Origin of the sequence: Pyrococcus sp. ST04, assembly GCF_000263735.1 — an archaeon.
In the GTDB taxonomy this organism is placed as follows: Archaea; Methanobacteriota_B; Thermococci; order Thermococcales; family Thermococcaceae; genus Pyrococcus.
Map to the genome: position 1 here is coordinate 734,700 of NC_017946.1, position 20,213 is coordinate 754,912.

Here is a 20,213-nt window from a genome sequence, read left to right on the forward strand (position 1 = left end):
AACTTATGGCTAGAAGAGAGAAAATAATAGAGCTTTTGCTCGAGAGGGACTATAGTGTAAGCGAACTTGCGAGAATTCTTGATATGAGAGGAAAAGGGGCAAAAAAGGCGATTCTAAACGACCTTAAAGTAATAGCAAGGATAGCAAAGAGAGAGGGGATGGTTCTCCTTATAAAGCCTGCCCAGTGCAGAAAGTGCGGATTCGTTTTTAGACCGGAGATAAACATTCCTTCCCGATGTCCTAGATGCAAGAGTGAGTGGATAGAGGAGCCAAGGTTTAAACTTGAAAGAACTTGATCTCTCCATCTTGGTGCGTGAAGCTTTCAGAAATGTGATTCAAGTCTTTCACTAACAATTTTCAGCAAGGGAGCTAATGCTCTTCCAATCGCTTCCTTCTTCTTAGAAAAGTCAAGGACGTCATTGGTGAGATTTTCCTTTATTATCTCAACAGCTTCCCTCTCAGTTATTAATCCCTTAAGCCATGCTTCTGCAATTAGTGCCTCGGCATAGTCTCCCTTTGCATGCTTGTCCATTCTTCTAAGCCCCTTGGATAATCCTGCAATGTCAAGGGCTATGGCAAGTGAAGCATTTGGCACCCTATCTCCAGTTGGTCTTCCTAAAAATTCCGTAAGGGCAAGGGAATATAGAAAATTTATCAAGGAGTCCCCAAACTTTGCAAGTCCCTTGTCCATTTCACTCTCCTCTAAAGGCCTTCAAATAAATTTCTTTAATCTCCTCAACACTCGGCTCAACTGGGTTGAATGCTACCAACGGGTCTTCATAAGCCTTTCTTGCCATCTCGGGTAACCTCTCCATGAACTCGTCCTCGTCTACTAGGTCTGAAAGTCTAGGAACACCAAGTCTCTCATTGAGGTCAACTATCTTCAGGTAGAGCTCTTCTACATCTTTTAATCCAAGTTCCCTAGCTAAGCTATCGTACCTTTCAGGGGCCTTCTTAACGTTGAACTCCATAACATATGGGAGAAGTATTGCGTTGATTAAACCGTGTGGCCCTATCCATGCGGCCTTGTGGCTCATTGCGTGAACTAAACCAAGCCTTCCGTTTAGAAATGCTATTCCAGCCATTGTAGCTGCATAGTGAACCATTTCCCTAGCCTCCGAGTCTCCCTCGACACTCTTCTCGAGGTATTCGAAGATTATCTTTGCCGCCCTTAGAGCATAGGCATCACTGAATGGTGTTGCTACCTTTGAAACATAGGCCTCTATTGCGTGAACAAGAACATCTAACCCCGAGTTTCTTGCGACTTCTTTTGGCATATTCTCTGGAAGCCTTGGGTCAAGAATAGCGTAGTCAGGACATAAGTCTGGGCTAACTATAGTGTACTTTGTCCCTCCTTTCTTTATTACGCTTGCAGCTGAGACCTCGCTCCCCGCACCGCTTGTTGAGGGGATGGCAATGAACTTGCTCTTAAGCTTTGGAAGCGGATTTACCTTTTGGAACCTGCTGAACACAGCAACGTTATCGAAGTCAAGATCAGGAACGTCATAGAAAACCTTTACAGCTTTTGCAACATCTATTACACTTCCCCCACCTATTGCAATGAAAGTGTCGGGTTTGAACTCTCTGACCTTTGGGAGAATTTCTTCAACATTTTCAATCGTTGGCTCGGGAGGAACGCCGACTATTGTTTCATACACTCCACCAGCATTCTCAATATTGTTTATGACCTCCTTAAGGAATCCAAGCTTCTCCATTGACTTTGAAGAAAATACTATGACTCTCTCGTTTTCTGATATCAATTTTGAGATGTTACTTAGCGATCCTCTTCCAAGAAATATTGTTGTTTTGAGGAAAAATCTCATAATCCCTCACCCTCAAAGCTGTCTTTTATGAAGTCCTTCGCTTCATCACTAAACTTATCCATTGGCACCTCTTTTCCAAACTTATCGTAAACCTTTTTGTCAACGAAGCTTATTTCCAGTATTTCGTACTTTTCCTCACTCCATTCTTTTATATCCTCTCCGTGAGATTTCATGTGTCTGGCCAAGCTGTCGATGTCAACATACTTTCCGCAGTATTTGCACTTGTGGAAGGGCCAGAACACATAGTCCCTTCCGTTAACGAGTCCCTGCTTTAGATGCTCAATTAACCTTCCTCCTAGGTAGTCATAGACGTCTTCCTGCCTTAACTTTCCATCTTCCTCAACGACTTTGAATCCTGCCCAAACTATATGATCGGCTATATCTTGGACGGTTGGTCTCAGGAACTTTAAGGACATTATAAATGCCCCATTGTTAACATAAAATGTTCCCTTGCCTGGGATAACTATTATATCCAAAATTCCAGGCTCTTTTTCTTGAGCGAGCTTATCAGCTTCTTCTTTTCCTCCAGCTATCCTTATCTGGAGCTTCATCCCGCTCTTTTTGTGAACCCCCATTATTGAGTTATCGTCAATTTGCCAGTGAAATTCGTCGATTGTTCGAACTTTTGCGTAAACTTTCTTTATCTTTTCATCCAGACTCTCAAATTTCATGCTCACCCACCGAAGAGGGATGGAATTGAAAATTAATAAATATTCTCAGAAAAGCTTTTAAAGAAAAATAGAAGGCTCTAGCTTTCTCTTGTTAAGAGCATAAGCACCATTGCAACTAAGTTCATGATGCTGGCATAGAGGAATGCGTGGGTGAGGGAGTAGTTCTGCCATAGTACCCCAGCAATGACTGATGCTGGGAACACAAAGACTCCAAAGACAGTATGATATGCACCTATTACCGTTCCTTTTTCGAACTCCTTGGCTAAATCTGCCATATATGCTCTTGGGATTGTGTCTTCAATTGCGATATAAATCCCATAGAGGATGAAAGCAAGGGCTAACTCATAGATATTCCTTGCGAATGCAAACGCTAGAGATGCCAAGGCTGCTATTCCAAAACCAGCAGTTATTAGTCTTCTCTTCCCAATATAATCTGAGTAAGCACCGAGGGGATATGCAGAGAGAGCATAAATCAAGTTGAAAAGTGCATAGAATCCTAATCCCTGAACTACTGTGAGACCAAGCTCTTCAGCCTTCCAGAGAGTGAAAGCATAACTGTACCTCCCTAAGGCACCTATTGCAACTATGATCAAGAACATTTGAAGATTTCTTGACCTCAATGCAGATATCCCTTTTATTTTCTTTCTAACTTCTCCACCTTTATCAACAACGAATAGCAGGACTATCAACACTCCTATTAGTCCAGGAAGTGCTGAAATTAGGAAGATTCTTCTGTATGCAGTAACCCTTGGAATGTTTGCAAAGAGTGAGATTAACGCTATAGATACTAATGGGCCCGCAACTGCTCCAAGAGTATCCATCATCCTATGAAAGCCAAAAGATTTTCCTGTTTTTCCTTTTTCGCTAGATTCAGCTATCAGGGCATCTCTGGGAGCAGTTCTTATTCCTTTTCCGATTCTGTCAATTATTCTCAGTCCAACAAACTCCCACCAACTACTTATGAAGGCAAGGGATCCCTTAGCAATTGCAGAAAGAGTATATCCGAGAGCAACGAACACCTTCCTCTTCCTGAACTTGTCACTGAAGTACCCGAATAGAACTTTGAAGAGTGAGCTCAAACTTTCTATGAGCCCCATTATTGATCCACTCAAAGCTTTCCCTATCCCAAGGATATCTGTTAAGTAAGTTGGAACTATTGGCATTATCATTTCACTGCTCATGTCATTAAGAAAGCTGACCAGTCCCAGAAGAAATACATTCCAGCTTATTCCAAATATCTTTCTTTCCTCCCTACTCATCGTTATCACCTAAGATTTCACTACAGAGCTCTCTAACTTTCTTTTTTCCCTCTTCAAGCACTTTAACACCCTCTTCTGTTATCTCATAAATTCTGATCCTCTTTCCATTCCTAACCTCCCATCTGCTATGGAGAAGGCCCTCCTCCTCAAGAGAATGGAGCAGGGGATAAATCGTTCCGGGGCTTATGGAGTAGCCGTGTCTTTCGAGCTCTTTCATAATAAAAGTCCCTGTTATGCCCTCTTTCTTTGCATGGTGAAGTATGTGGAGTGTTAGAAAGTCTCGGTATTTCATATCGAACACCGATATCGAAATTCGATATTGCCTTATAAAGTTTTCTTTATAAGCCCATAAAAAAGAGCATAAGTTGGGGATAGGAATGAAGATAAAGCTTGAACATGGTGCCGGAGGAGAGTTAATGGAAGAGTTAATCCGAACGGTAATTCTAAAGAACATAAAGATTAGCTCTGCAGGCGGAATAGGGCTTGAGGCATTGGATGATGGGGCTACAATACCACTTGGAGACGAGCATATAGTGTTCACGATAGACGGGCATACAGTCAAGCCGATATTTTTCCCCGGCGGGGATATAGGAAGATTAGCGGTTAGCGGGACAGTCAACGATCTTGCCGTAATGGGAGCAAAACCACTAGCTTTGGCAAGCTCTCTCATAATTGGGGAAGGGTTTGAAGTGAGCGACCTGGAGAGGATATTAAAATCGATGAACGATACAGCTCAAGAAGTTCCTGTTCCGATAATTACAGGTGATACAAAGGTCGTTGAAGATGAAATTGGAATATTCGTGATAACAGCGGGAGTTGGGATTACCCAGAGGCCGATAACGGATTCAGGAGCTAAAATTGGAGATCTTGTTCTAGTAAGCGGAACAATTGGAGACCATGGAATTGCCCTCATGAGCCACAGGGAAGGGATATCCTTTGAAACAGAACTTAAGAGTGACGTTTCTCCAATATGGGATGTTGTCGAAGCAGTGGCTAAGGAAATAGGGTGGGAGAATATTCATGCAATGAAGGATCCCACCAGAGGAGGTTTAAGTAACGCCCTTAATGAAATGGCCAGAAAAGCTAACGTTGGAATTCTGGTGAGGGAGAACGATATTCCAATAAAACCCGAAGTTAAAGCTGCAAGTGAAATGCTTGGAATAAGTCCCTACGAAGTTGCCAATGAAGGAAAGGTTGTTATGATAGTCTCCAAGGAGTACGGAGAAGACGCCCTTGAGGCTATGAAAAAGCTTGAAAAGGGAAAAAATGCTGCAATAATTGGAGAAGTAATTAAAGAGTATCCTGGAAAAGTTATACTCGAGACGGGAATTGGCGGAAAAAGATTCATGGAACCTCCAATTGGAGATCCCGTTCCAAGAGTCTGTTAATGCTTCAACTTCTTAAAGTTCTTGTCCATCTTTTCCATTTCCCTCCACTGTCTTCCGGGCCAGTAAATCTGTCCACAATTTGTGCACATATAGAACTCGTCGTAGGCTTCATAAACCTTGGGCGGAACTTTACCAGCTACATCCTCTTTCTTCACTCTAACTATTACTCCATTGCACTTAGGACACCTAGCATTCTCTGGAAACAGTTCCCCAAATTCAACCCCCTCATCCATAAGTTGCCTTATCTGCTCTTCCAGGGAATTTGACATTATTAGAATAGCCTTTACACCAAGCTTTTTTGCCCTTTCAACAAGGCCAGAATCCCTCGTCAGAATTATCCTGCCATCTTTTCTTGCTATCTTCACTATTTCTTCATCCTCTTTAATTCCATAGAGTGTATCATAACCATAAAGCCTCAGCCACCTTGCGAGTCTTCCAAGCATCATATCTGCTATGAACTTCATCGCCCAAATTTTTAGCTTCCCTCTTAAACAGGTTTTCCACCAATAAATTTAATTACCTTCATATGTATTTAATTTCAGGTGAGAAGATGAAGCTTATAAAAAACTTTCCTCCTAGCCTTTTCGCAAGCGTTATGGGAACTGGAGCCCTTGCAATTACGAGCAAAATGCTCTCAAAAGATTTTCAACAGCTAGAAGTGGTATCAAAAGCTCTTACTTACCTAAACCTAGCACTCTTTTTAGTTCTCCTAATTCCATGGGTAGCAAGATGGGTTCTCTATAAAGAGGATGCCCTAAAAGACTTAAGACATCCTGTAGTTTCTCATTTTTATGGAACAATAGCGATAGCAATGCTGATACTCTCTGCCGACCTTAGAATAGTTCTCAATTTGAAATCAGCTTATTACCTGTGGATTGCAGGAGTTATCATGACCATCGTATTTTCCCTTCTAATACCATACATAATGTTTACCGAGGAAGAGGTTAACATAAAAGCAATTGGACCAGCATGGTTTATTCCGCCAGTTGGGCTTATAGTTATTCCAATGACATGTCTCTACCCAAGAAGTGGCTTAATTGAGATGTTACTCTACTTCTCATGGAGCTCAGGCTTTTTCTTATACTTGGCGTTATTTTCCATAGTCATGCTTAGGTTCATAAGACACGAACCTCTACCATGTGGCTTGGCACCTTCTATCTGGATAAACCTTGGTCCTATCGGGGCTGGAACTGCATCTCTCTTGGCACTTTTGAACGGTGAATTAAAACTTCTTGGGGCTCTTCTCTGGGGTTTTGGAGTTTGGTGGCTCATAATGGCAATATTGCTAACTCTCTACTATCTCAGAAGGCTATCCCTCCCCTACAGTATCGCATGGTGGGCTTTCATCTTCCCATTAGGTGCTTACACTTCCGCAACGCTTAAAGTTGCTTCAATAACTGGAAATATTTTGATAAAAGAGTTTGGGATGGTTTTATATCTCCTTTTGTGGGCGTTGTGGATCATAACCTCTATAAGGAGCATAGTACATCTGGGAAAGATTATTGCAGGCGACTAACATCCCCCAAGGGCTTTCAAAAGAAAAGTAACTTTCCCTTTCTCCCACTTTATTAATACTTCTTAAAACTAATTAAAACTAAGTTAAGTAAGTTTGATAAGAGTAGGGAAAGACTTAATTTAAATTAGGTAATCATCTAAATGGTGAGATAGCCATGGAAAGAGTTGTGCAAATCCTAAAGGAAATCCTAGAAATACCTTCCCCAACGGGTTATACTAAAGAGATAATGGCATACCTAGAGAAATTTATGAAGGAAAACAACGTGAACTACCATTTTACTAACAAGGGGGCGTTGATAGCTGGAAATCATCCCAGACCTGAGCTCGTTGTGATAACCCACGTGGACACGTTAGGGGCAATGGTTAAGGAAATACTTCCAGATGGGCATATAGCATTCTCAAGAATAGGGGGGTTAGTTCTACCTGTATTTGAGGGGGAGTATTGCACGATAATAACGAGGAAAGGGAGAAAGTTCAGAGGAACATTATTACTTAAAAACCCAAGTGCTCACGTGAATAAAGAGGTTGGAAAGAAGGAGAGAAAGGAAGAAAACATGTATATAAGGCTGGATGAGCTGGTAGAGAAAAAGGATGACACAGAAAAACTCGGAATAAGACCTGGAGACTTCATAGCGTTTGATCCAAAATTTGAGTACGTTAACGGCTTCATAAAGGCCCACTTCTTGGACGATAAGGCAAGTGTTGCCGTAGTTCTTGACCTTATCTTAGATCTAAAGGATAAGCTTGACAATATCCCCGTGGCGTTCTTCTTTTCACCGTATGAGGAAGTTGGACATGGAGGCTCAGCTGGCTACCCGAAGTCGACAAAAGAGTTACTAGTCGTTGATATGGGGGTGGTTGGAGAGGGCGTTTACGGGAGAGAAACCGCAGTTTCTATAGCAGCTAAAGACTCCACAGGACCTTATGACTACGACATGACTACCCGGTTAATAGAGCTTGCTGAAGATAAGGGAATTCCCTACGTGGTTGATGTATTCCCATACTACGGTTCAGATGGCTCGGCGGCATTGAGGGCAGGATGGGACTTTAAGGTGGCTCTCATAGGACCAGGAGTTCATGCGAGTCATGGAATGGAAAGGACACATGTGAGAGGACTATACGCTACAAAAGACCTAATAAGGGCTTACATAGAGGATAAGTTTGGAGTTCCGATTTAGTTAGTCACAGAATGTCTCTATTATCCTCTGTATTATTTTACTTGTTTTAGCCCTATCTGCCTTATACAAATAAGGAAGCCTGATGACCTCGACATTTAACCCTTCCTTCTTAAGCTTCTTTTTCAAATCTTCACAGCTGAAGTCTTGATCAGGGCCAAGGGCTATTATGTCGGGTTTGAGCCGTTTTATCGTCTCTAAACTGACCTCACCGGGTTCTCCAATTACAACGTCATCAACATACTTTATGGCCCTAAGGACTTCTGCCCTATCTTCTGCGGGATTTATTGGAGGTCTCCCCTTCCTTCTCTTCACGGTTTCATCGTGGGCGACTATAACTATAAGCTCATCACCAAGCTCCTTGGCCATCTTTAGAAAGTGAATATGACCAACGTGGATTATATCAAAAACTCCTCCAACCACCACCCTTATCTTGCGGTTATTTCCCATATTTTATCCCTCGCATGATGGATTACCTTAACAGCCTTGCCCCTGTTTTTCTCTTTCATGGCTTTCCCGCTCATAAGAGCTATTCCTATCGCCAGCGGTCTTCCATAATTTTCCTCAATTATGAAAACAAAGTCTCCTTCTTTTATATTCTCGTCTGCATCAACTATTCCTGGGGCCATTACATCGGCTCCATTAAGTATGTGGGGAACGGCCCCTTCATCAACAACAACTCTTCTTGGCCACTTCTTTAAGTCTTCCTCGTCCGAAAGATTATACAGGGCTATGACAAGGGGAAATATAAGGTCTTTCCTCCTTATAAACATAGGCCTGTCATTGACAAGAATTATTTCAGTAGTTTTATCAAATTCTGCAACTTTCACGTCATCCTTCTTTTTGAGCATCTTCTGAGCTATCTCCTCACCGAACATTTCACCTAGTTGCCGTATTATTGCCTTAACTTCCTTCTTGCTCAATGGATGCTTAATCCTCAACTCCATTTTCCATCCCCTTTAAATTTAATTGACAATCTCCTCGTACAACTTTCTAGCGGCGTCCCTTGGATTTTCGGCATTGTATATGGATCTTCCAACAATTATATAATCAGCCCCAGCCTCCATAGCCTCTTTGGCCTTTCCTCCCTGCGCTCCTATTCCTGGTGTTAGAATCTTTATACTCCTCTTTAATTTTCCTCTGATGTACCTAATCCTCTCAGGTCTTGTACCCGGAGCTATAACACCAAAAGGCTCAACTTCATTTGCCATTTCTATAAATTTATCTGTTAAGGGGTTTATGAACTCTAACGCACCAGGATGGCTCATTTCAACGATCATTATTATTTGGCCAAGCTCTTTGACCGCAAGAACGCTATCCTTTCCAACGAAAGAATGAACTATGACATAATCGGCACCGGCTCCATAAATCTTCCTCGCTACAAGCCTGTTTGTGTTTGGAATGTCTGCGAGCTTTAAATCCGCTATTATCGGAAGACCTATCCCATCTTTTAATTCCCTTATTATGCTTATGCCACTTCCTATTATCAGAGGCCAGTTGACTTTGATCATTGATATATAATCCTTAACTTCCTTAGCAATTTTTATCGCTCTTTCCCTTTCATAGACATCTAAGGCGAGAATTATCACTTGATCACCTCCATTAACTCCTGAGGAATACTGTCTTCTTTCATGACGAGTGCTACATGAATAGCTGCTCTCAAGGCCTTTCCGGGGCTGTCTGCCCAGGCTATTACAATGGCATCTCCTTCTTTATAATAACCTGAAAGCTTCTCAACTATTTCTGGATATGTTTCTTTGAGCGGCCTCAGATCCTCGGGAAACACAATATCCCCGTCCTTCACTATCAGTATCATGGCTCCTTTAGCATCAAATCTTATAGCTTCGTCCCTGAGCTCTATTGATTTAAACTCACCTGGATTTTTCACAACAACGGCGAACGCTGGAAAATTCTCCACTTTGATTTCTATCGGCTCAGAAAATAACTCCTCAAGCTTGCCCTTGAGTTCCATACCTTCTTCAGTTAAGAAATGCCCTCTCTGTCTTGACTTTATGAGTCCAAGCTGAGTGAGCTTCCTTAAGAGGGTTCTTATAGTTCCCTCCCCCAGTTCTAACTTTTCTGCCATTTGCTTTCTTCCAACTGGATCCTTAAGCATGAATATTACTGCAAAGGCATCTTCAAGGGTGTATTCGGGGTATGCCCCCCGCCTCCGTTCCACTCTCACCACCAAATCAAAACTTTGCTTGGAAACTAAATAAAGTTTAACCTAGGGCCCAGAAACCTTTAAAAGGAGGTAAAAGAGAATTCAAAAAAGAACACTTCTGGAGGTGTTAGAAGATGAAAGAGATAGTAGAGAGGGTTAAAGCCAAAACAAAGATACCAGTTTATGAGAGAAGCGTAGAAAACGTATTGTCTGCCATTTTAGCGAGCAGTGATATCTGGAGAATAGTCGACCTCAGTGAAGAACCTCTTCCTCTCGTCGTTGCAATCCTAGAAGCTTTAAATGAGCTGGGTTATGTTGACTTTAAGGATGGAGTCAAGCTAACAGAAAAGGGAGAAAATCTTATAGCAGAGTACGGAATTGGGAAGAGGTACGATTACACATGCCCACACTGCCAAGGTAAAACAGTTGATCTCCAAGCCTTTGCTGACCTATTGGAGCAATTCAGAGAAATCGTAAAGGACAGGCCAGAACCAGTCCATGAATATGACCAGGCTTATGTGACCCCTGAAACGACCGTAGCAAGGGTTATACTAATGCACACGAGAGGAGATCTAGAGAACAAAGAAGTTTTTGTTCTTGGCGATGACGACTTAACGAGTGTTGCCCTAATGCTATCAGGTTTACCAAAGAGAATAGCCGTTCTCGACATAGACGAGAGGCTAATCAAGTTCATAGAAAAAGTTGCCGATGAGATTGGGTACAATGACATCGAAATATTCACCTTTGACCTGAGAAAGCCCTTGCCGGATTATGCTCTTCACAAGTTTGACACCTTCATAACGGATCCTCCAGAAACCGTTAAGGCAATAAGAGCCTTCGTTGGAAGAGGAATAGCAACACTCAAAGGTCCAAGATGTGCCGGATACTTTGGAATTACTAGGAGAGAAAGCTCTCTAGACAAGTGGAGGGAAATTCAGAAGTTGTTGATAAATGAGTTCAATGTTGTTATAACAGACATAATAAGGAACTTCAACGAATACGTAAACTGGGGATACGCTGAAGAGACTAGAGCTTGGAAGCTCATCCCAATTAAGAAGCTCCCAGAGTATAACTGGTACAAGAGCTATATGTTCAGGATTGAGACATTAGAGGGCTCAAGAGGATACGAAGAGGAAATAACTGATGAGGATATTTACAACGATGAAGAGGCATCAACAACATGATATTTCCACTTTCTTCCTTATACTTTGCTTTATGTAAAAAAAGTATAAGAGAAGAAAACTGCTTCACTTGATAATAACTTCGGCAAAGTTCGTGAACTCATCGAAATCCGTCCACTCATTGTCACTGTCGTGAAGTGCTGGTTGGTCTGGAAGTGCGTCTACAGCTGAATCCCCAATCCCTTGCCCTGTTATGTATGCGACTATGTAAATCTTCTCTGGCTTTCCACCGAGAACCTTCCATGGTATTGCTATTTCAAGTGTTTGCAGTCCGTCATCTCCACCACTGTAGGCATAGAATGCATACTTATCAAGCTTAAGATACTCCCAAGTTCCATTTCTCCAGATAGCTAAGTTGGCAGATGTTATATTGTTAGTACCTGGGCTTCCGAAGAACTCTCCATTCCAGAATAGGTATATCTGTGCATCTATTCCTCTCGTGAAGTCGATGTTCCTTCCCCATGCGTCTCCTCCGGTGGTATAGCCACCTTCCTTATAATCAAGGGAAATTCCGTAGGCTATTCTCCATGAAGCCTTGTTATTAGTCCTTAAAGCCAGATACAAGAAGTTGTCGTCGTAGTCTACATAAAGAGCTTTTAGATCGGCGCCTTCTTGTCCAAATCCAGTAGTATCCTCCACAAGTGGCTTTACACTCCAATCTGTTAAGTTGCCATCAATGTTCTTCTTTAACTCCTTCTTTAACTCCTGCATTTCTCTAGCCCATTCCAGTTCTTTAGAAGTTATAATCTCTATTATCCGTTGAAGCTTGGCGTTTATCCTAATAAGGCCCGTATATGCCCTGTATATCTTAACAGCAGTTGATATTGTGAATTTTCCTGAATTAACATCTCTTACTGCCTCATTGTATAATCTCTCGAGCTCGTAAACTTTTGAAGTGAGCTCTTCGATTTCTTTGGTAAACTCTGCGGGAACACTTAATGAGCTGAGGTTTTGGAGAAGTATAGAGTACTTGGCATACTCTGTCTGGAACCTAGATAGTCCATAGTACCTTGCAACATCCATAAATGCGTTAACGTTTCTCCTTCTCTCCTCAGCTAACCTCTCTTCAAGGTAGTTAATTACTTCCCCTCTCTCGACCCCAGCATTAAAAGTTATCTTTATGTAATAGTCAGGTATGTTATCTTTAAGTTCCTCTTCTGTTGAGGCTTCTGAAATTGTATCCACAATGTCGCTTATATCGTCGTTTGCAAAGGGATCTCCAAAGTTCCAAACTGCAGGACCATAGCTAAATGCTGTTGCAACCTGTAACTTGATAGTTTCTGAATTGTTTATTGCGGATAATGGAATCCTTATCTCTATCGTGTTCATATCTAAGTTAATTCCGACGATTGCATCACTGACTTGTATTATGTTCCCGTCTGAATCTAGTATGTAGAATAATGAAGATTTTGACGAACCTGGTCCTGCAACTACCTCCTTCTCCCCAGAATATTCACTACTGGCAAGATTTACGACAATCTGAATATCCCACGGAATTATCGTCTTAGTATCCATGTCTCCAGCGAACCAATATACACCACCGGCTTTGTAGTCTATTGGAATCGCAACAAATGTTGCCCCGTTGTCTCCAATCTTTATATTGCTCATATTTTCAAACATTAGTAGGAAGTATACGTACTTCTCGTCTTTTGTCACTCCAAACTCAACTAGGTCTGAATGTTCAGAACTCTTCCCGGGAAGGTACGGATCTTTATCTTTTCTTTGATCTCCAACTGCATCCTTCCAGATGAAGTATCCACTAGTAACTTCGTAGGAATTATCAGTTAAAGAAACCTTTGGCCAATCATCTGGATTTCCATCCACATCTACCTTTCCAACCCAGACAACGCTCACGTCTAAACTGTATTCGTTATTGTTTTCATTGAGTTCTAATACTGAATTCTCTTCATCAACAACGGCCTTTATAGTGTAATCTCCCACACTTGTAGGAGTCCAGTTGAAGGTTATCGTCTTTTCTTCTCTCGCATCTACGGAAATAGTCCAGTTCTTATAGAGAGTGTTGTTGATGTAAACCTTAACCGTCGTTTCTGAAATTGGAAGATCTCCTAAGTTTCTAACGTGTACAGAGTACTCCGCCTCCCTATTCACCCCGACAACAGTTGGGCCTGAGATGGTAACTGTAAGATCAGGGAATTCAAATGTCGTCGCTAGCATACTAAACACATCTTCATCTGTCCACTCACTCCCGATGTTCGAGTAATCAATAGCTGGATCATAGGGAGCAGTGTCAACGGCGCTACTCCCATCACCTCCGGTAACCCAGGCTATAATGGCAAACCTTTCTTTGAAGCCACCGAGAGCGCTCCAGGGTATCTTTATCTCTAGTGTTTGTAGCCCCGTAGTAGTATCGCCAGTATAGGCAAATTCTCCGCCAACTTCGCTTATACTCTTGTAATCCCATCCCTCACCAGTCCAAGTTATGAAATTATCGGCCGTTATTCCAGAAGATCCGCTCCACCAGAAGTAAATCTCATAATCTATGGCAAATCCAGAGAATGTTATTTTCCTTCCCCAAGCGTCTGTCTCCCCGACAGCGCTACTATATCCATTGTCACTTCCTGGATCTACGTCAATTCCAATTCCATATGCAACGTCCCAACTCTGAGAATTATTTGTTCTTATCGCGATGTACAAGTAATCCGCATCCCAGGAAACATATAGTGCCTCTATATCTGCTCCGGGGAGCCCACTTGGTAGTGAGGGAATCTTCTCATTTTCTGTCCAATCACTAAGATCTCCGTCAATGACTTTTGAAGATACTGAAACGACAGCTAAGTTAGTAAACGTATCGTCATCAGTCCACTCGCTTCCTATGTTGGAATAATCTATGGTAGGATCCACGGGAAGTGAGTCAACGGCACTACTACCATCTCCCCCGGCAATCCATGCAATGATGCCAATTTTTTCAGGTTTCTCACCAAAAGCACTCCAAGGAATTCTTATTTCTAGAGTCTGCAATCCATTACTCGAATCTCCCGAATATGCAAATTCTCCGCCAACTTCGCTTATACTCTTGTAATCCCATCCCTCACCAGTCCAAGTTATGAAATTATCGGCCGTTATTCCAGAAGATCCGCTCCACCAGAAGTAAATCTCGTAGTCGATTCCAAAATTATTCCCAAACGATATTTTCCTTCCCCAGGCGTCACTTGTTCCCTTGTATCCAGTCCCTGCACCTGGGTCTATGTCAATTCCAATTCCATATGCAACATCCCAACTCTGAGAATTATTAGTCTTAATTGCTATGTAGAGATAGTTCTCATCCCATGCAATGTAGAGCTTATCCAAATTGGCTCCTGCTAATCCTGAATCTTTCCCTATTGCAACAACATCAGCTTTTAGCCATTCCGTTAAGCTACTGTCTATTGTCTTTGTTCCATACATTGCAGCCACTGGTTGAAATACTGAGAATATCATAACAAGCACAAGTGAAATCCCAATTGTCCAACGCACTACACCCAAAAGTAATCACCTCAAGTGATACATTAATTCGCTGGACTTTATATATTTTATCTCTGTAAAAACTTTCACTAGAACAACCTAATACTGCATTAAAATGAGCATCTACATTTAAGAAAAAACGGAGGGAGAAAATGAAACTTTAAAACTAATTTAGAACTTTATCCCGCCAATCAATAATGCAAGAACGGCCTTTTGGGCATGGAGCCTGTTCTCGGCCTGATCCCAGACAACACTGTTTGGTGAATCAATAACATCATCAGTAACTTCCTCTCCCCTGTGGGCTGGTAGGCAGTGCATGAACATATAGTCCGGCTTTGCATGCTTGACTAGGTCCTTGTTCACTTGGAACGGCTTGAATATCTTTCTTCTCTCCTCAGCCTCGGCTTCTTGGCCCATTGAAGCCCACACGTCAGTATAGACAACATCGGCATCCTTAACCGCTTTAACAGGATCGTGGAGTAACTCGAAGCTTCCCCCACTCTCTGCGGCATTCTTTTCGGCCCACTTAATTACCTTCTCATCGGGCTCATATCCCTCGGGAGTAGCAACAACAACGTCAGCACCGAGCTTTGTTCCCGCTATCATGAGAGAGTGTGCGACGTTATTGCCGTCTCCAACATATGCAACTTTCACGCCTTGAATCCTGCCCTTCTTCTCCCAAATCGTCATATAGTCTGCCAAGGCTTGGCATGGATGTGAGAAGTCGCTGAGTCCGTTTATTACCGGAACTGATGCATACTTAGCGAGATCTTCGACGTCCTTATGATCATAAACCCTTGCCATTATAGCATCTACATACCTGCTGAGAACCCTTGCCGTATCAGCTATAGTCTCTCCCCTCCTAAGCTGTAGGTCTTGAGCGTTCAGATAGAGGGCATGCCCGCCAAGGTGAGCCATTGCAACTTCAAAGCTCACTCTAGTTCTTGTGGAGGGCTTCTGGAAGATCATTGCGAGTGTTTTGCCCTCAAGAAGTCTGTGAGGCTTTCCTATCTTCTGCCAAATCTTGAGCATCTTTGCGGTCTCGAGTATTGTCCATATCTCTTCCGGAGTGTAGTCCTGTAAACATAGAAGGTCTCTTCCGGCCAGGCTAACCACCATGTTCATCACCGCTAAAATGTTTTCAGGCATTTTAATAACTCTTTCGTCAAAAAACCTGTTCATAAACCGAATATGTTTAGGAATAACGGGAGATATTGGTTTCCAAATGTAATGGGGATACCTATCTTATCTTGCTAATTTCAGTATCTCCTGTGGAGCACCGGCAATCTCTACGAGGTACTCTGCCTCAACTATATGAAGCCTTCCTGGAACTACGAGAACGTGAGGTTGCCTTCCGAAGTCCTCCTCTATTAAATCCCTAACGTACCCGGCCCTTATCGTTGGTTCTAAAGAGCCGGCCCTTGCCAAGACAACGACCAATGTGTTCGGGGTGAAAACACCCTCACCCTTCATTTCTTCAACTTTAAGTAGGAGCTCCATAGCTTCATTGGCCGTCATGTATTTTCCCTTTTCAGCTTTTATATCTAGGAACAGTAAGGTGTGAAGGCCTCTTTCTTTATTTTCCTTTATAACGTCATAGTAGCTCGTTGGAAACCAGTTACCCTCGGGATAAGCCACGGTAGCGCTTTTTCCGAACTTATATATATGAAGACCAGTTATCGCGATTGCAGAATATATGCTGGGAGCATGAATTACATAACTCTTAACTCCCATTTTCTTGGCCCTAATCCTCAGTTCTGCATGCGTTGTTGCAACCATGGGATCTCCAGCCGTTAAAAACGCAACATCCTTTTCTTTGGCCTCCGGGAGAACAATCCTTTCAAAGTTTAATTCAACATCTTCTCTGCTTAGAACGGTTATCTCCTTTTTAATGAGTTCCTCTATCTTTTTTAGTGTAGTTCCGGCCAATAGGGAAGTATAAAATTCAGCGTAAACTTTCTCACATCTCCTTGCTATTTCCAACCCCTTAAGGGTTATGTCCTTTTCATCATATAATCCAAGACCAATAAAGTATAGGACCATTATCTCACCTCCTTCTCTGCCTTTTAAATTGAAAGTAGCCCAGATTTTCTAAGATCCTCCCCTTTTTTAATCGGGAATGCTTCATAACCAAGTCCCCTTAATAGTTTTGCAAATGCCCTAGAGTAGCCAAATATAGTAAAAACAGTTTCTGGATTAACTCTTTCAACGATTTCAACTAACTCCCAAAAATCTGCATGGTTACTGAGTTTTATGCTCCCAAATCCTGAAACTTTAATCCCTCTACTTGATGAAACGATCACATTGCTCTCCTCATCTATTTTCAACTTAACTCCAAACTTTGAGTAGATCCTTGAAACCTTCTTAATAGCATTATCAACTTTTGGAGCGTATCCATGAGCATTTAGAATTGATATTACCTCTTGAGCTTTTCCATAAGGATTGGCCATGAATACTGGAGTTTCTCCTCTGTCTAATGATTTTTCAACCTCTCCTATTATAATCTTCTCAACATGTTTAGGACTTGGAAAGGAGTACATTGGAACTCCGAAAGTTGCCTCTATGATCAGAAAATCGGCTCGAGGGACTTTAGCTTTTTTAGCCGTTCTTAATTTTTCTAATTTAATGTCGCCAGTATAATAGAGGGTTCCTTCGTCAAGCCAAATCTTTATTCCACTCGCGCCCAAAATATGGCCAGACGGATAGAGTTTTGCCTTGTAATCCCCAATATAAAATCTTTTTCCCAACTTAACAATTTTATAGAACTTTGAATTTCTCAAATGGCTGAAATATGCAGTTTCTTTTGTGGAAAATATTATTTTAGCTGAAGCGAAGTGATCTGTATGAGCATGGCTTTGGAATGCAACATTTCCCTTCCAATCTAGGGCTATTGAACCGATGAGCATACGAAAGGCTGATATTTTTTATGGGTAATATATCATTCGGTGGTTTCGATGAAGTTCGACCCACTAAAAGAAGCATTGAAAATTAAAGAAGAAATAATTGCATGGAGAAGAGACTTCCACATGCATCCAGAGCTTGCATTCGAGGAGGAAAGAACCTCAAAGATAGTGGAGGAACATCTTAGGGATTGGGGTTATAAGATCAAGAGGGTAGGAACAGGAATAATAGCCGACATTGGTGAAGGAGACAAAATAATAGCCCTAAGGGCGGATATGGATGCCCTACCCATTCAAGAAGAGAACGATGTTCCCTACAAGTCTCAAGTCCCAGGGAAAATGCACGCATGTGGTCACGATGCTCACACGGCAATGCTTCTAGGGGCTGCGAAGATAATATCTGAGCACTCCGAAGAGCTGAATAACAAAGTGAGGCTGATATTCCAACCAGCTGAGGAAATAGGAAATGGTGCTCTTAAGATGATAGAAGGTGGAGCATTAGAGGGAGTTGCTGCAATATTTGGAATTCATGTATGGGCTGAGCTTGAATCTGGTATTGTTGGAGTTAGAGACGGTCCATTCCTGGCTGGAGTTGGCAGGTTCTTAGCTAAGATAATTGGAAAAGGAGGTCACGGTGCGGCTCCTCAGTATGCAATCGATCCAATTCCAGCTGCAGCTGATGCTGTTTTAGGCCTCCAAAGAATAGTTGCTAGGGAAATTGATCCTTTAGAGAGTGCCGTCGTGACAGTTGGTAGAATTCAAGGAGGTTCAGCTTTCAACGTTATTCCTGAGAGCGTTGAGATCGAGGGTACGTTTAGATTCTTCAGCAATGAACTTGGTGATTTCATCAAGAGTAGAATTGAGGAAATAATTGAAAATACAGCGAGGGCCCACAGATGTAAAGCTGAAATAAAAACCGAGATTCTTGGCCCACCAACTATAAATAATAGGGAAATGGTAGACTTCGTTAGAGAGGTTGCAGAGGAGATTGGCCTTAAAGTTGGGGAAGTCAGAAAAACACTTGGTGGAGAAGACTTTGCCTTTTATCTTCAAAAAGTACCAGGGGCATTCATAGCACTAGGAATAAGAAATGAGAAAAAGGGAATCATATATCCCCATCACCATCCAAGATTTGATGTTGATGAAGATGTTTTGCCTCTTGGAACAGCACTTGAGGTTGCATTAGCTTTCAGGTTCTAGAGATTTGCGAGTATTTCTTCTTCTTCCATCGTTCTTTCACAGTAATGACACCTAACCTTTAAAGGCTCCTTGCTGATGACGTAAAACTTTGTAGTTACGTATTCATAGTTAGTTATGCAGTTTGGATTTCCACACTTAAGTATCCCTTCAATGACGTCAGGTATCTCAACCTTAAACTTCTCCACGACCTTGTAGTCTCTTATTATATTTACCGTTGCAGAAGGTGCAACGAGTGCAATTTTGTTTACTTCTTCTTCGCTGAGGAACTTCCCCTCTACCTTAACGATATCCTTCCTACCAAGTTTTTTGCTTGGGACATTCATTGCCAGCAAAACTGCTCCACCATTTGCTAATCTACCGAGCTTGAGTATCTCTATAACCTTTAGGCCTTTTCCGGCAGGTATATGATCTATAACGGTTCCCTCCTTAATTGCAGAAACCTTAAGCTCGGGCATTCACAACACCCCCAGAACAAGGCCAAGGAGAGCCATTCTAATTGGAACACCATTAAAAACCTGTTTGAAATATATAGCATGTTTCGTCTTGTCTACCTCGGGATGTATTTCATCGACCCTAGGGAGTGGATGCATTATCCTTAGGTTGTCTTTGACACCCTCCAAAATTTTACAGTTCACTTGATAGCTGCCCTTCACCTTGAGATACTCTTGCTCATCAGGAAACCTTTCTTTTTGAATTCTAGTGACGTACAAGACGTCGAGCTCTTTTATTACAGATTCTAGGTCTGATGTTTCATAGACTTTAACTCCTTTCTCCTTTAGCTCTTCAACTATATGTCTTGGCATCCTTAGCATCTCTGGAGAGATAAGATAAAGCTCTACCTCATAGAATGCAAGTGCTTCAGCTAAGCTATGAACTGTTCTTCCATACTTTAAGTCACCAAGGAGTCCAATTTTCAGGCCATCAATTTTTCCAAACTCTTTCTTTATTGTATATAGGTCGAGGAGAGTTTGTGTTGGATGTTGATTACTTCCATCCCCCGCATTTATGACCGGAATGTCTGCAACTTCAGCGGCAAGCCTTGCAGCCCCTTCTTTTGGATGTCTAATCACTATGACGTCACTATACTGTTCGACTGTTTTTATTGTATCTCTAAGGCTCTCACCCTTCTTAACGCTACTAGTTGATGCTTCCGCAAACCCTATAACACTACCTCCCAGCCTGTGCATGGCGGATTCAAAGCTTAGCCTTGTTCTAGTTGAGGGCTCAAAAAATAGTGTTGCGAGGATTTTTCCTCTCGCATACTCCAGCTGCCCCTTCTCTTTAAGTTCCTTTTCAAGCCTTTCGGCAGTTGCAAGGACGAACTCTATATCTTCTTTAGAAAAGTCTCTAATACTTATGACATCTCTACCTGTCCAGTCCATCAAAGCCCTTCCTCAGTGAAAGTTCACGGTTATATAAGGTTTGCTTTGACAAAAATATGTCACCATGAAAAGACATATATTATCCGAGATGGT

At 42.0% G+C, this 20,213-nt stretch carries 22 protein-coding genes; 6 read left to right on the forward strand and 16 right to left on the reverse strand.

Translation table 11 applies throughout. The features are described from left to right. Nucleotides 1-5 precede the first annotated feature (5 nt). On the forward strand, nucleotides 6-296 hold the full coding sequence (locus tag PY04_RS03790; protein ID WP_014733849.1) for a transcriptional regulator: 291 nt from the start codon (nucleotides 6-8) through the stop codon (nucleotides 294-296). Between the two features lie 26 nt (nucleotides 297-322). Here the strand turns inward: PY04_RS03790 and PY04_RS03795 are convergent, their stop codons facing one another. The 5 genes from PY04_RS03795 to PY04_RS03815 form a co-directional block, all read right to left on the reverse strand. Next, on the reverse strand, nucleotides 323-691 hold the full coding sequence (locus tag PY04_RS03795; RefSeq protein WP_014733850.1) for a ribonuclease III family protein: 369 nt from the start codon (nucleotides 689-691) through the stop codon (nucleotides 323-325). A 1-nt stretch (nucleotide 692) separates the two neighbouring features. Beyond that, on the reverse strand, nucleotides 693-1,823 hold the full coding sequence (locus PY04_RS03800) for an iron-containing alcohol dehydrogenase (RefSeq protein ID WP_014733851.1): 1,131 nt from the start codon (nucleotides 1,821-1,823) through the stop codon (nucleotides 693-695). Further along, complete coding sequence (locus PY04_RS03805) at nucleotides 1,820-2,494, reverse strand: hypothetical protein (protein ID WP_014733852.1); 675 nt, start codon at nucleotides 2,492-2,494, stop codon at nucleotides 1,820-1,822. Before PY04_RS03805 ends, PY04_RS03800 begins: the two co-directional genes overlap by 4 nt. A gap of 77 nt (nucleotides 2,495-2,571) precedes the next feature. Then, entirely contained in the window at nucleotides 2,572-3,753 is a 1,182-nt protein-coding gene (locus PY04_RS03810) for an MFS transporter (RefSeq protein WP_014733853.1), read from the reverse strand. Further along, nucleotides 3,746-4,045, reverse strand: coding sequence for a PadR family transcriptional regulator (locus PY04_RS03815; RefSeq protein WP_014733854.1), 300 nt, complete (start codon nucleotides 4,043-4,045; stop codon nucleotides 3,746-3,748). The genes PY04_RS03810 and PY04_RS03815 overlap by 8 nt, the downstream gene beginning before the upstream one ends. An 85-nt stretch (nucleotides 4,046-4,130) precedes the next feature. Between PY04_RS03815 and hypE the strand changes: the two genes are divergently transcribed. Next, nucleotides 4,131-5,141 (forward strand): hydrogenase expression/formation protein HypE, encoded by a 1,011-nt coding sequence (hypE, locus tag PY04_RS03820; RefSeq protein WP_048055961.1) that lies wholly within the window; start codon nucleotides 4,131-4,133, stop codon nucleotides 5,139-5,141. Here the strand turns inward: hypE and PY04_RS03825 are convergent. After that, nucleotides 5,138-5,605, reverse strand: a complete 468-nt coding sequence (locus tag PY04_RS03825) for a Mut7-C RNAse domain-containing protein (protein WP_014733856.1) — start codon at nucleotides 5,603-5,605, stop codon at nucleotides 5,138-5,140. The genes hypE and PY04_RS03825 overlap by 4 nt on opposite strands. An 86-nt stretch (nucleotides 5,606-5,691) precedes the next feature. On the opposite strand from PY04_RS03825, the gene tdt reads away from it, so the two are divergent. Beyond that, nucleotides 5,692-6,657 carry a tellurite-resistance/dicarboxylate transporter gene (tdt, locus tag PY04_RS03830; protein ID WP_014733857.1) on the forward strand — a complete coding sequence of 322 codons (966 nt, stop codon included), beginning with the start codon at nucleotides 5,692-5,694 and terminating at the stop codon, nucleotides 6,655-6,657. 154 nt (nucleotides 6,658-6,811) lie between these two features. After that, entirely contained in the window at nucleotides 6,812-7,834 is a 1,023-nt protein-coding gene (locus PY04_RS03835; protein WP_014733858.1) for a M42 family metallopeptidase, read from the forward strand. Here PY04_RS03835 and PY04_RS03840 read toward each other — a convergent pair whose 3' ends face one another. Genes PY04_RS03840 through PY04_RS03855 form a run of 4 tightly spaced genes read right to left on the reverse strand, consistent with a single transcriptional unit; the run spans nucleotide 7,835 to nucleotide 10,010 of the window. After that, nucleotides 7,835-8,281, reverse strand: coding sequence for an adenylyltransferase/cytidyltransferase family protein (locus PY04_RS03840; RefSeq protein WP_048055962.1), 447 nt, complete (start codon nucleotides 8,279-8,281; stop codon nucleotides 7,835-7,837). It lies immediately after the preceding gene. Then, on the reverse strand, nucleotides 8,260-8,778 hold the full coding sequence (locus PY04_RS03845) for an RNA-binding protein (RefSeq protein WP_014733860.1): 519 nt from the start codon (nucleotides 8,776-8,778) through the stop codon (nucleotides 8,260-8,262). The genes PY04_RS03840 and PY04_RS03845 overlap by 22 nt, the downstream gene beginning before the upstream one ends. An 18-nt stretch (nucleotides 8,779-8,796) precedes the next feature. Then, nucleotides 8,797-9,420 (reverse strand): orotidine-5'-phosphate decarboxylase, encoded by a 624-nt coding sequence (gene pyrF, locus PY04_RS03850; protein ID WP_014733861.1) that lies wholly within the window; start codon nucleotides 9,418-9,420, stop codon nucleotides 8,797-8,799. After that, nucleotides 9,417-10,010, reverse strand: coding sequence for a DUF4443 domain-containing protein (locus PY04_RS03855; protein WP_048055963.1), 594 nt, complete (start codon nucleotides 10,008-10,010; stop codon nucleotides 9,417-9,419). Before PY04_RS03855 ends, pyrF begins: the two co-directional genes overlap by 4 nt. Before the next feature lie 119 nt (nucleotides 10,011-10,129). Between PY04_RS03855 and bpsA the strand changes: the two genes are divergently transcribed. Continuing rightward, nucleotides 10,130-11,179: a N(4)-bis(aminopropyl)spermidine synthase gene (gene bpsA, locus PY04_RS03860; protein ID WP_014733863.1), complete on the forward strand. Its 1,050-nt coding sequence runs from the start codon at nucleotides 10,130-10,132 to the stop codon at nucleotides 11,177-11,179. A 63-nt stretch (nucleotides 11,180-11,242) separates the two neighbouring features. On the opposite strand, the gene PY04_RS03865 is transcribed toward bpsA, so the two are convergent. The 4 genes from PY04_RS03865 to PY04_RS03880 form a co-directional block, all read right to left on the reverse strand. Then, nucleotides 11,243-14,650 carry a CARDB domain-containing protein gene (locus PY04_RS03865; RefSeq protein ID WP_237710149.1) on the reverse strand — a complete coding sequence of 1,136 codons (3,408 nt, stop codon included), beginning with the start codon at nucleotides 14,648-14,650 and terminating at the stop codon, nucleotides 11,243-11,245. A gap of 159 nt (nucleotides 14,651-14,809) precedes the next feature. Then, nucleotides 14,810-15,757, reverse strand: a complete 948-nt coding sequence (gene argF / locus PY04_RS03870) for an ornithine carbamoyltransferase (protein ID WP_048055964.1) — start codon at nucleotides 15,755-15,757, stop codon at nucleotides 14,810-14,812. 126 nt (nucleotides 15,758-15,883) lie between these two features. Next, nucleotides 15,884-16,681, reverse strand: coding sequence for a diphthine synthase (gene dph5 / locus PY04_RS03875; protein ID WP_014733866.1), 798 nt, complete (start codon nucleotides 16,679-16,681; stop codon nucleotides 15,884-15,886). A gap of 23 nt (nucleotides 16,682-16,704) precedes the next feature. After that, nucleotides 16,705-17,544, reverse strand: coding sequence for an MBL fold metallo-hydrolase (locus tag PY04_RS03880; protein ID WP_014733867.1), 840 nt, complete (start codon nucleotides 17,542-17,544; stop codon nucleotides 16,705-16,707). Between the two features lie 48 nt (nucleotides 17,545-17,592). Here PY04_RS03880 and PY04_RS03885 point away from each other — a divergent pair, with 48 nt between their 5' ends. Further along, a complete protein-coding gene (locus PY04_RS03885; RefSeq protein WP_048055965.1) occupies nucleotides 17,593-18,738 on the forward strand; it encodes a M20 family metallopeptidase in 1,146 nt (381 codons plus the stop codon). On the opposite strand, the gene pyrI is transcribed toward PY04_RS03885, so the two are convergent. Both pyrI and pyrB read right to left on the reverse strand, forming a co-directional pair. Beyond that, on the reverse strand, nucleotides 18,735-19,193 hold the full coding sequence (gene pyrI / locus PY04_RS03890) for an aspartate carbamoyltransferase regulatory subunit (RefSeq protein WP_014733869.1): 459 nt from the start codon (nucleotides 19,191-19,193) through the stop codon (nucleotides 18,735-18,737). The genes PY04_RS03885 and pyrI overlap by 4 nt on opposite strands. Further along, nucleotides 19,194-20,120 (reverse strand): aspartate carbamoyltransferase, encoded by a 927-nt coding sequence (gene pyrB / locus PY04_RS03895; protein WP_014733870.1) that lies wholly within the window; start codon nucleotides 20,118-20,120, stop codon nucleotides 19,194-19,196. It lies immediately after the preceding gene. Nucleotides 20,121-20,213 lie beyond the last annotated feature (93 nt).

Excerpts from the sequence above, each read along its gene's own strand:
- PY04_RS03790 (WP_014733849.1), top strand. The coding sequence starts at position 6 with ATGGCTAGAAGAGAGAAAATAATAGAGCTTTTGCTCGAGAGGGACTAT.
- PY04_RS03795 (WP_014733850.1), bottom strand. The coding sequence starts at position 691 with ATGGACAAGGGACTTGCAAAGTTTGGGGACTCCTTGATAAATTTTCTA.
- PY04_RS03800 (WP_014733851.1), bottom strand. The coding sequence starts at position 1,823 with ATGAGATTTTTCCTCAAAACAACAATATTTCTTGGAAGAGGATCGCTA.
- PY04_RS03805 (WP_014733852.1), bottom strand. The coding sequence starts at position 2,494 with ATGAAATTTGAGAGTCTGGATGAAAAGATAAAGAAAGTTTACGCAAAA.
- PY04_RS03810 (WP_014733853.1), bottom strand. The coding sequence starts at position 3,753 with ATGAGTAGGGAGGAAAGAAAGATATTTGGAATAAGCTGGAATGTATTT.
- PY04_RS03815 (WP_014733854.1), bottom strand. The coding sequence starts at position 4,045 with ATGAAATACCGAGACTTTCTAACACTCCACATACTTCACCATGCAAAG.
- hypE (WP_048055961.1), top strand. The coding sequence starts at position 4,131 with ATGAAGATAAAGCTTGAACATGGTGCCGGAGGAGAGTTAATGGAAGAG.
- PY04_RS03825 (WP_014733856.1), bottom strand. The coding sequence starts at position 5,605 with ATGAAGTTCATAGCAGATATGATGCTTGGAAGACTCGCAAGGTGGCTG.
- tdt (WP_014733857.1), top strand. The coding sequence starts at position 5,692 with ATGAAGCTTATAAAAAACTTTCCTCCTAGCCTTTTCGCAAGCGTTATG.
- PY04_RS03835 (WP_014733858.1), top strand. The coding sequence starts at position 6,812 with ATGGAAAGAGTTGTGCAAATCCTAAAGGAAATCCTAGAAATACCTTCC.
- PY04_RS03840 (WP_048055962.1), bottom strand. The coding sequence starts at position 8,281 with ATGGGAAATAACCGCAAGATAAGGGTGGTGGTTGGAGGAGTTTTTGAT.
- PY04_RS03845 (WP_014733860.1), bottom strand. The coding sequence starts at position 8,778 with ATGGAGTTGAGGATTAAGCATCCATTGAGCAAGAAGGAAGTTAAGGCA.
- bpsA (WP_014733863.1), top strand. The coding sequence starts at position 10,130 with ATGAAAGAGATAGTAGAGAGGGTTAAAGCCAAAACAAAGATACCAGTT.
- argF (WP_048055964.1), bottom strand. The coding sequence starts at position 15,757 with ATGGTGGTTAGCCTGGCCGGAAGAGACCTTCTATGTTTACAGGACTAC.
- dph5 (WP_014733866.1), bottom strand. The coding sequence starts at position 16,681 with ATGGTCCTATACTTTATTGGTCTTGGATTATATGATGAAAAGGACATA.
- PY04_RS03880 (WP_014733867.1), bottom strand. The coding sequence starts at position 17,544 with ATGCTCATCGGTTCAATAGCCCTAGATTGGAAGGGAAATGTTGCATTC.
- PY04_RS03885 (WP_048055965.1), top strand. The coding sequence starts at position 17,593 with ATGAAGTTCGACCCACTAAAAGAAGCATTGAAAATTAAAGAAGAAATA.
- pyrI (WP_014733869.1), bottom strand. The coding sequence starts at position 19,193 with ATGCCCGAGCTTAAGGTTTCTGCAATTAAGGAGGGAACCGTTATAGAT.
- pyrB (WP_014733870.1), bottom strand. The coding sequence starts at position 20,120 with ATGGACTGGACAGGTAGAGATGTCATAAGTATTAGAGACTTTTCTAAA.